General features: G+C 44.0%; 8 protein-coding genes and 2 pseudogenes. 8 read left to right on the plus strand and 2 right to left on the minus strand.

Annotation, left to right across the window (positions count from 1 at the left end):
• Both PVV69_RS08765 and PVV69_RS08770 read left to right on the plus strand, forming a co-directional pair.
• Positions 1 to 464 (plus strand): annotated as a pseudogene (locus tag PVV69_RS08765) (phage antirepressor KilAC domain-containing protein); the annotation flags it as partial.
• Complete coding sequence (locus PVV69_RS08770) at positions 461 to 739, plus strand: hypothetical protein (RefSeq protein WP_273757207.1); 279 nt, start codon at positions 461 to 463, stop codon at positions 737 to 739. The pseudogene PVV69_RS08765 and the gene PVV69_RS08770, both read left to right, overlap by 4 nt.
• Before the next feature lie 40 nt (positions 740 to 779).
• Here the strand turns inward: PVV69_RS08770 and PVV69_RS08775 are convergent, their stop codons facing one another.
• Together PVV69_RS08775 and PVV69_RS08780 are read right to left on the minus strand one after the other, a co-directional pair.
• Positions 780 to 1,076 carry a HigA family addiction module antitoxin gene (locus PVV69_RS08775; RefSeq protein WP_273757208.1) on the minus strand — a complete coding sequence of 99 codons (297 nt, stop codon included), beginning with the start codon at positions 1,074 to 1,076 and terminating at the stop codon, positions 780 to 782.
• Between the two features lie 16 nt (positions 1,077 to 1,092).
• The gene (locus PVV69_RS08780; RefSeq protein ID WP_273755754.1) at positions 1,093 to 1,407 is read right to left on the minus strand and encodes a type II toxin-antitoxin system RelE/ParE family toxin; all 315 of its coding nucleotides are present in this window, start codon (positions 1,405 to 1,407) and stop codon (positions 1,093 to 1,095) included.
• Between the two features lie 52 nt (positions 1,408 to 1,459).
• Between PVV69_RS08780 and PVV69_RS08785 the strand changes: the two genes are divergently transcribed.
• From PVV69_RS08785 to PVV69_RS08810, 6 genes and pseudogenes are all read left to right on the plus strand, one after another.
• A complete protein-coding gene (locus PVV69_RS08785) occupies positions 1,460 to 2,002 on the plus strand; it encodes a hypothetical protein (RefSeq protein ID WP_273757209.1) in 543 nt (180 codons plus the stop codon).
• Positions 1,983 to 2,672, plus strand: a complete 690-nt coding sequence (locus tag PVV69_RS08790) for a phage baseplate assembly protein V (RefSeq protein WP_273757210.1) — start codon at positions 1,983 to 1,985, stop codon at positions 2,670 to 2,672. The genes PVV69_RS08785 and PVV69_RS08790 overlap by 20 nt, the downstream gene beginning before the upstream one ends.
• Positions 2,669 to 3,010: a GPW/gp25 family protein gene (locus tag PVV69_RS08795; RefSeq protein WP_004856773.1), complete on the plus strand. Its 342-nt coding sequence runs from the start codon at positions 2,669 to 2,671 to the stop codon at positions 3,008 to 3,010. Before PVV69_RS08790 ends, PVV69_RS08795 begins: the two co-directional genes overlap by 4 nt.
• A complete protein-coding gene (locus tag PVV69_RS08800; RefSeq protein WP_273757211.1) occupies positions 3,007 to 3,834 on the plus strand; it encodes a baseplate J/gp47 family protein in 828 nt (275 codons plus the stop codon). The genes PVV69_RS08795 and PVV69_RS08800 overlap by 4 nt, the downstream gene beginning before the upstream one ends.
• On the plus strand, positions 3,834 to 4,940 hold the full coding sequence (locus PVV69_RS08805; protein WP_273757212.1) for a phage tail protein: 1,107 nt from the start codon (positions 3,834 to 3,836) through the stop codon (positions 4,938 to 4,940). The genes PVV69_RS08800 and PVV69_RS08805 overlap by 1 nt, the downstream gene beginning before the upstream one ends.
• Before the next feature lies 1 nt (position 4,941).
• A pseudogene (locus tag PVV69_RS08810) lies at positions 4,942 to 7,498 on the plus strand (DUF4815 domain-containing protein); the annotation flags it as partial.

Here is a 7,498-nt window from a genome sequence, read left to right on the forward strand (position 1 = left end):
ATGAGGCGCGTCAATACTTTATCAAATGCGAACGGCTTTTGAAACAAGTAGTGACACCACAAGTTGACTACTCCAAACCGGAAGCATTACTTGGTGTTTTAAATCACTTACAAAGCCAAATTGAGCAGAAAGATCATGTGATTGCTGAATTGACTCCAAAAGCAAAAGCTTTGGAAGGTTTAAAACGCTCTGATGGTTTATTCGGTCTTATTGAAGCAGCAAAGATGTTGGAAGTACGACCAAAGGATTTGACCGATTATTTGCGTAAACATGATTGGGTGTATCGACGGGCTCCAGGGGCGCCTCTGTTACCTTATCAGGACAAGATCAAGAAATGATTCATGGATTGTCCCGCTATTACCATTCAAAGACCGGATGGTACAGAAAAGGTACTGCCTTCAACAAAAATCACCTCCAGAGGATTGGCATGTTTGAGAGAACAAATCCATGGAGGTGTACAATGAAGGTAGATACTAACTTTTTATGTGATTTGTGGATGGCATTATCTCAATTTTCTAGACATGAAAATATGAGTGACAAAGATTGTACTGCTCTGGTTGATACTATGAGTGTCATAGAAAAAGCTTTGATTTTAAAACTTCAAGATGAGATGCCAAGTATTCTTAAAATCTTAACAGTTCTTACAGATTTTGGAGATTCAGAGTTACCGCATAGCATGGATTCTTTGTTGCGAACTTACGAACCCAATTTTGAGAACCCCATTAAAAAGGTTGCTTAAGGTAAAACATCCCCTTCCCCACTTTAAGGTGGGGAGGAGACTAAACCGTACATTCAAATTTATTGATTTTGGCAAATTCGTCTGCTCTTTCAGTTTGTAATATACTAACGTCATAAGCAGCTTGCATGTTAAGCCAAAATTCAGCAGTAGTATCAAAAAAATAGGCTAATCTTAGTGCTGTATCGGGAGTCACTGGACTATTTTCAGCAACAATACGTTCTATTCTCGTGCGTGGAACATTTAATGCTTTTGCAAGGGCATAAGCAGAGAGAGCATATTCTTTTAAATATTCCTCTCGTAAAATTTCTCCGGGATGAATCGCTATATAATTTTTCATCTCGACCTCCTACAGATCAATGATAATCTACGATTTCAACTTCATAGGCGCCATTAGAGCGCCATTCAAAACAAATACGAAACTGGTCATTAATACGGATAGAATATTGACCTTTACGCTCTCCTTTCAACGCTTCTAGACGATTTCCCGGAGGACTGCGCAAATCTTTAAGATCAACTGCTTTATCGAGCATAAACAATTTTCTTTGGGCTATACGCACTAGAGTGGTGGGAAAGCCTCTGGGCGGATTGCCTTCTAGAAGATCTTTACACCGCTTATCAGCAAAAGATTCAATCACCAAATCACCTTTATTCGTTCTTTTATGTATCATAACACGATACCAATATAAAGAAAAGGATAAATGTTAAATAATAGGAGCCCCCATGCATCCGAGAGAAACGATAAGGGAAAGCTTTGTTGCGTTGATCAAAGCAGCAAAGACTGCTGCTGGTGACAATGTTTTTAACATGCGTGACTTCAATTTATTTATTGAAGCAATGCCGGCCATTAATATCTCAACGCAAAACGAAACAATCGAAGATGGGCATGATTATGGAGTAAGGCGTCGTGTTTTAACCGTTGATGTCGAATGCTATGCGACATGTGAAGATGGAGCTGGCTTCGTCGACCAATTGGCATGGCAAGTTGAGAAGATTTTCCATGCCAATCCCAATCTTAACAATACTGTTGAGACATGCCGCCTGCAAAATATTGCTTTTGCCTTTGGCGATAATGGCGCCTTAGCGCTCCATGGTGCAATTCTAACCTTTGAAGTCATTTATGTGACAAATATCCCCTCCCCTCATGAAGGAAACACAACCGCAGAAATTGTTGAACCCCTTGTCGGTTTTAACCCCGAAATCGGTATGGGAAATGAAGAGAAATACGCAAAAATTGAGGAACCCCATGTTAGAGCGACGCGATAAAGAAATCACAGATCTAAAGAGACGTGTGGCCAATATGGTTGTGGTTGGAAAAATTAGCCATGTCGACCATAAAAACGCACGCTATCGGATAAAAAGTGGCAATCTTGTCAGTGACTGGATTCCAGATACACAAGCCCGCGCCGGTAAAACCTGTTCTTATGAAGGGCGCGATGTTGGAGAGCAAGTAGTTGTTATCTCGTCATCAGGGGATTTATCACAAGGGGTGATTGTTGGCTCCATTCATACAGATGCGAACCAAGCCGCCGATAAAGGCAATATCCATAAGACACTTTATCCGGATGGCACCACCATTGAATATGATGATAAACAAAATAGCTATGTCCTTAATCTCACATCAGGAGGAAAGTTTAATCTCACGATTTCTGATGGTGTGTCGATAAAAGGTGATGGTGGCAAGCTAGAGCTTACCGCACCGGAAGGCATAAAGATTGTTTCAGAAAGCGATATAAATTTAAATGCAAAAGGCGACATCTCTTTGAAGGCTGGTGGTGGCGTTTCACTGAATTCGAATGATAGTCTCTCTCTTCATTCTGGAAATAATATTTCCATTCATTCAAATGGACTAAAGCATAACGGCACGAATGTAGGAGCAACCCATGTTCATGGTGGTGTTTCCCCTGGTGGTTCTATGACAGGAGGTCCCAATTGAACAGTGGAATGGACCGTACAACAGGAAAGCCATTGACCGGCATTGATCATTTACGCCAATCAATCCTTGATATTTTGTCAACACGGATTGGTTCGCGTGTAATGCGGCGTGACTATGGTTCACGCGTTGCTGAACTCATTGATGCACCGGTTAATAATGCTTTTGCTGTTGCTCTTTATGCTGCTGTTGCTGAGGCTTTAGATAAGTGGGAACCGCGTTTTAAACTGAAAAAAATTGATTTTAAAATGGTTGATGCTGGACAAGTTTCTTTGTCCTTTGAAGGCATTTATTTGCCTTCAGGCAAGCCCATTACCATGGAAGGATTATTGATAAAATGAATGGAGTGCTTGCAAAACCCGAAATCATCACAGAACTTTCTTTTGAGGAAATACGCGCTGCTGCTCTTGCCCATTTAAAAGAGCTTTTGCCTGAATATAGCATTCTTGAAAGTGATCCGGCTGTAAAAGTCATTGAGGCTTTTAGCTATCGAGAGTTGCTTTTAAGACAGCGTATTAACGAAGCGGCACGCAACAATATTCTTGATTTTGCAACCGGTGAATCTCTTGACGCTTTGGGAAACTGGCATGGTATTGCCCGCATGGAGGGTGAAAATGATGAGAGATATCGTGAACGTATTCAACTTCATGCCCGTGGTGGCAATGGTAGCGGGACAGAGCCCTATTACAAGCTTATAGCCTTAACAGCAGATAGTCGTGTTAAGGATGCGATTGTTTACCGTAAAGGCAAAGACCCAACCATCTATGTTGCTCTTTTTGGCAACAATGAAGAAGGAACGGCATCTGAAGATCTCATACACACAGTCTCAGAAGCTCTTCACAGAAAAAATATCATCATGACCAATGATACAATCATTGTTCACGCTGCTGTCAAAAAAGTGCTGGATTTAGAAGCAGATGTTTGGCTGTTACCAGAAACATCTTTGAAAATTCTTACAACAATGGAAACAAATTTAAGAGCAGCATGGAGACAAGAACAAGCCATTGGTCGTGAATTAAGTTTGTCGTGGTGGATTTCAAAACTAATGATTTCTGGTGTCCAAAAAGTCATTGCCATTACCCCAACAAGGGACAGTATGGTTTGTGATGAAGAAGTTTTATCGATTGGAAAAATCACCTTAAACTTCAAAGGGCGTGCGCGCTAATGGTTGGTTCCCTCCTCCCCACAAACGCAACAGAATTTGAAAAGCGCCTTGCTGATGCTTGCGATTTTCATCAAGATATTGATGGTTCTGTTTTGGGGATTTCACGCGCAAAACTAATCACACGCCCTCCCCGTTTCTTGCCATGGTTGATTGAAGAATATGGGCTTGGAGAGCTTACACCTTATGTTCCAAACCTTTATGACTTGATTGATCAAGGGCTTCAATGGCAGCGGATACGTGGCTCTATAGCTGCAATAGAGATGGGTTTGAGATGGTTAGAGATTTCTGCACGCTTTCAACCCACCTGGACGGGGCGTGCATGGTGGAACTCCTTTCAACTCTACTTTGATCACTTGCCTGAACGAAAAAGCCTTGAAGCTATTGAAGCAATCACAGATCTTTCCAAAAGTTTGCGCTCTGATTTTCGCCGTGGTGTTTATGGTTATGATGTTCAAGCCATGGGAGGCAATATGTCACGCCTTGATGAGTGCATGTTGGAGTATGAAAGCGGTGTTCGTTTAACAGCTGGGGGCACTTTGTTTTCCTTTGGGCGCACAACAGAGATCAATCACACGCTCACAAGAGAAGAAGGCAGGCTTATTGGCAATTGGATAGATGATGGGGATGAAGAGTTAAGCTGGAACCAAATCGATTATCCATGGGAGTTGGCAAACTTTCCGTGGTGTTCGGTCAAAAAACATGAACGCGATATATTGATGGCAGAGTGGTTCCAAAACCGTCCCCTTTATTTGGCTTTAAGAGATCTCGATAACGCTCTGATTGGGTATCGCAGATGCTATGCTGTAGCGCCTGTCGAACAGGTTTTGGAGGGGGTTTACAGCCATTGTGGCAATCACTATCAGCCCTCCCCGAGGGGCACGGCGCTTCTTGTTGCAGCCCGCACAGACTTTCGCGATGTTGACGGCAAACAAGCAGCATTTGTTTCAATTTTGGTTCACGCTACTCCCGCAGAAAACATAGCGGTTGGCAAGCTTTGGTTGGAGCCTGATGAACTCAATGGCGGTGTGGAGATACTCAAAACGCCCATTAATATTCCTTTGCGTGCTGATGTTCGCGAACAATTCAAGATTTTATTGAGGTTTTAATATGAAGCATGAAAGTGGTTTACCCTTTGCAATTGACAGATCTCGCGGCAAAGAGGAACAACAAAGCGTTGTCTTTTATGGCACGCGTCCCTTTATTCAAGCGGGTGAACTCAATGAGGTTCAAACCATTATAAGAGGACGGCATGACCGCTTGGGGCGCCTTGTGGCACAAGAAGGAGACCGCGTTGAACGGGCTGATGCTTTTGTCAATAAAGACACGAGGACCGTCACGTTGACAGAGGGCAAGATTTATATCGCTGGTGATATTTTCCCCGTTGCAGAAGCTGTACTCAATAATGTTGCCATGATTGGACGTGTGGAAATTGGTGTAAAGCTGCAAAAAAAATGGATAACACACGAAGATGATCCAGAGCTGTTGGGGCAAGTGCCTGGCACCTTGGCAGAAGGAGAGCCTGGTGCCGCACGCGAAACAGCACAGCTTGTTTGGGCACTGAAAGAAGATACACAGCAAGGCACTTTCTTTCCGGTTTATATTTTACAAGATGGTGTTCTGATTGATCAAAAATCCCCCTCACTGCTCGAACCCGCCATGCAAGCTATTGCGACGTACGACCGCGCCCATGGGCATTATATCGTGAGTGGCTGCCGTGTGAGCGCATTGGGAGCCAATAACGGTTGCCAAGTGTTTAGTATTCAAGAAGGAGAAGCCAATATCAATGGCTTTAAACGTAAACGCCTTGCCGCCTTGCGCCATGAAGAGGTGCAAGATTTTTCGACAAGCGTTGTTCCAAGCGAAACGCATATTTTTGCGCCTCCAAAAGGGAAAACAAGTTTTACCTTTAAACCCTATTATTTTCCTATTGCTGATATTCAGTCTCTTTTGTTGACAAAAGAAAAAACCGTTAATGTCACCCGTGGTGCGGTTGCCTCCGGGCGTGATGGTGTTCCTGATAAAAGCATCACCGCGTTTATCAAAGTCGTTCAAGGAAGCAAGGAATTTAAAGAAGGCACAGATTTTAAAAAAACCGGAGACACCATTGATTGGGCTCCCGTGGGAGACGAACCTTTAGCAGGGAGCAGCTATAAGGTGACTTACCGCTATCGCGCAAAAATCACGGCTGATAAAGTAACAGCGCAGGAAATCACTGTCTCAGGTGGGGCGCAAGGTGGTGATATTATCGTCAGTTACACTTACAAACTCCCCCGCATTGACCGTATTGGTCTTAACACGGGGGGCAATGTGGTTTACATCACAGGGGTTTCATCAGACCAACCCATGGCACCAAGTGTCCCTGATGATGTGTTGTCCCTTGCCACCATCACCAACAATTGGCTTGAAACGCCCCTTGTGGTCAATGATGGCACACGGGTTGCCCCCTATGATGAGATGTGGCGTTATTTTCAACGGGTGCTCTCCCTTGACCGCTTGATGCAACTAGAGCGCATTAAAAGCAATGTGGACTCTAAAGAACCTGTTGCCAAAAAAGGCATGTTTGCTGACCCTTTTCTTGATGACGCTTATAGAGATGAAGGCTTTCAACAAACGGGGGCTGTGGGAAACGGTATTTTGCAGCTTGCCATTGACCCAACTTTTTATACTGCCCCCTTGAACGCACCTGTCACGCTTGACTGGACAAATGAAGTGATCATTGCGCAAGAGTTGACAACGGCTTGCGAAAAAATCAACCCTTATCAAAACTTTTCTCCCTTGCCTGGTACAGTCACCCTTACCCCCGCAACAGACTTTTGGCATGAACAGCGCACCGATTGGCTCTCAAGCGTGACCAATCAACTCAATATGGGAACACACCGTGGCAGAACTATCCGTAACACAGAAGTCCGTGATGACTTGGTGCGTGCGACACAAGAATAAATCGATTTCTTAAGGCAAATTAAGGTGAACTTTAAGATTGAAGGTTTTGGCAGTAGCGAAATCTTGGAAAGCCTTAGCTTTGATGGTGTGAATGTTTTACCAAAAACAAAGCTTGTTGCTAACACCAAAGGCATCCTTGAAGGGAGTTTCACGATTCCTCCAAACATTACGGCTGGGACAAAGAATGTTGTGGCACGGGGAAAAGGAGGAACCATTGCAACAGGGCTTTTTACCGGTCAAGGTGTGATTGATGTGAAAGTGATGCGGCGCACCACCACGGTGAAAATCTGGACACAAGTCGACCCGCAAGCGCAAGTCTTTACCCCCGATGAAACACGGCAAATCACAGGTATTGACTTTCATCTTTGTAAAATTGGCAATCAAAACCATGATCTGGTGATTGATTTGGTCACCACTGAAAATGGCTATCCGACTGCCGATATCCAAGCACAAACCTCCTATTCCATGAAGGGCGCAAAGGGAGGTTGGGCAGAGGCACGCTATGATGTACCACTCCTTGTGATGGATGACCGCTTAACGGCTTTTGTTATCAAGACAGATGATGCTGATCATTCTGTTTCTCTCGCCAAACTTGGTGATTTTGATACAGAACACCAGAGATACGTCTCGAGTCACCCTTATGTGACCGGTCCACGCTTTTCCTCTGTCAATGCGAGGAGCTGGACAGCGCACCAAGATGAGGCTTTAGCCTTTCGAGTGCTGG

The organism is Bartonella sp. MM73XJBT, from assembly GCF_028618465.1.
GTDB lineage: Bacteria > Pseudomonadota > Alphaproteobacteria > Rhizobiales > Rhizobiaceae > Bartonella.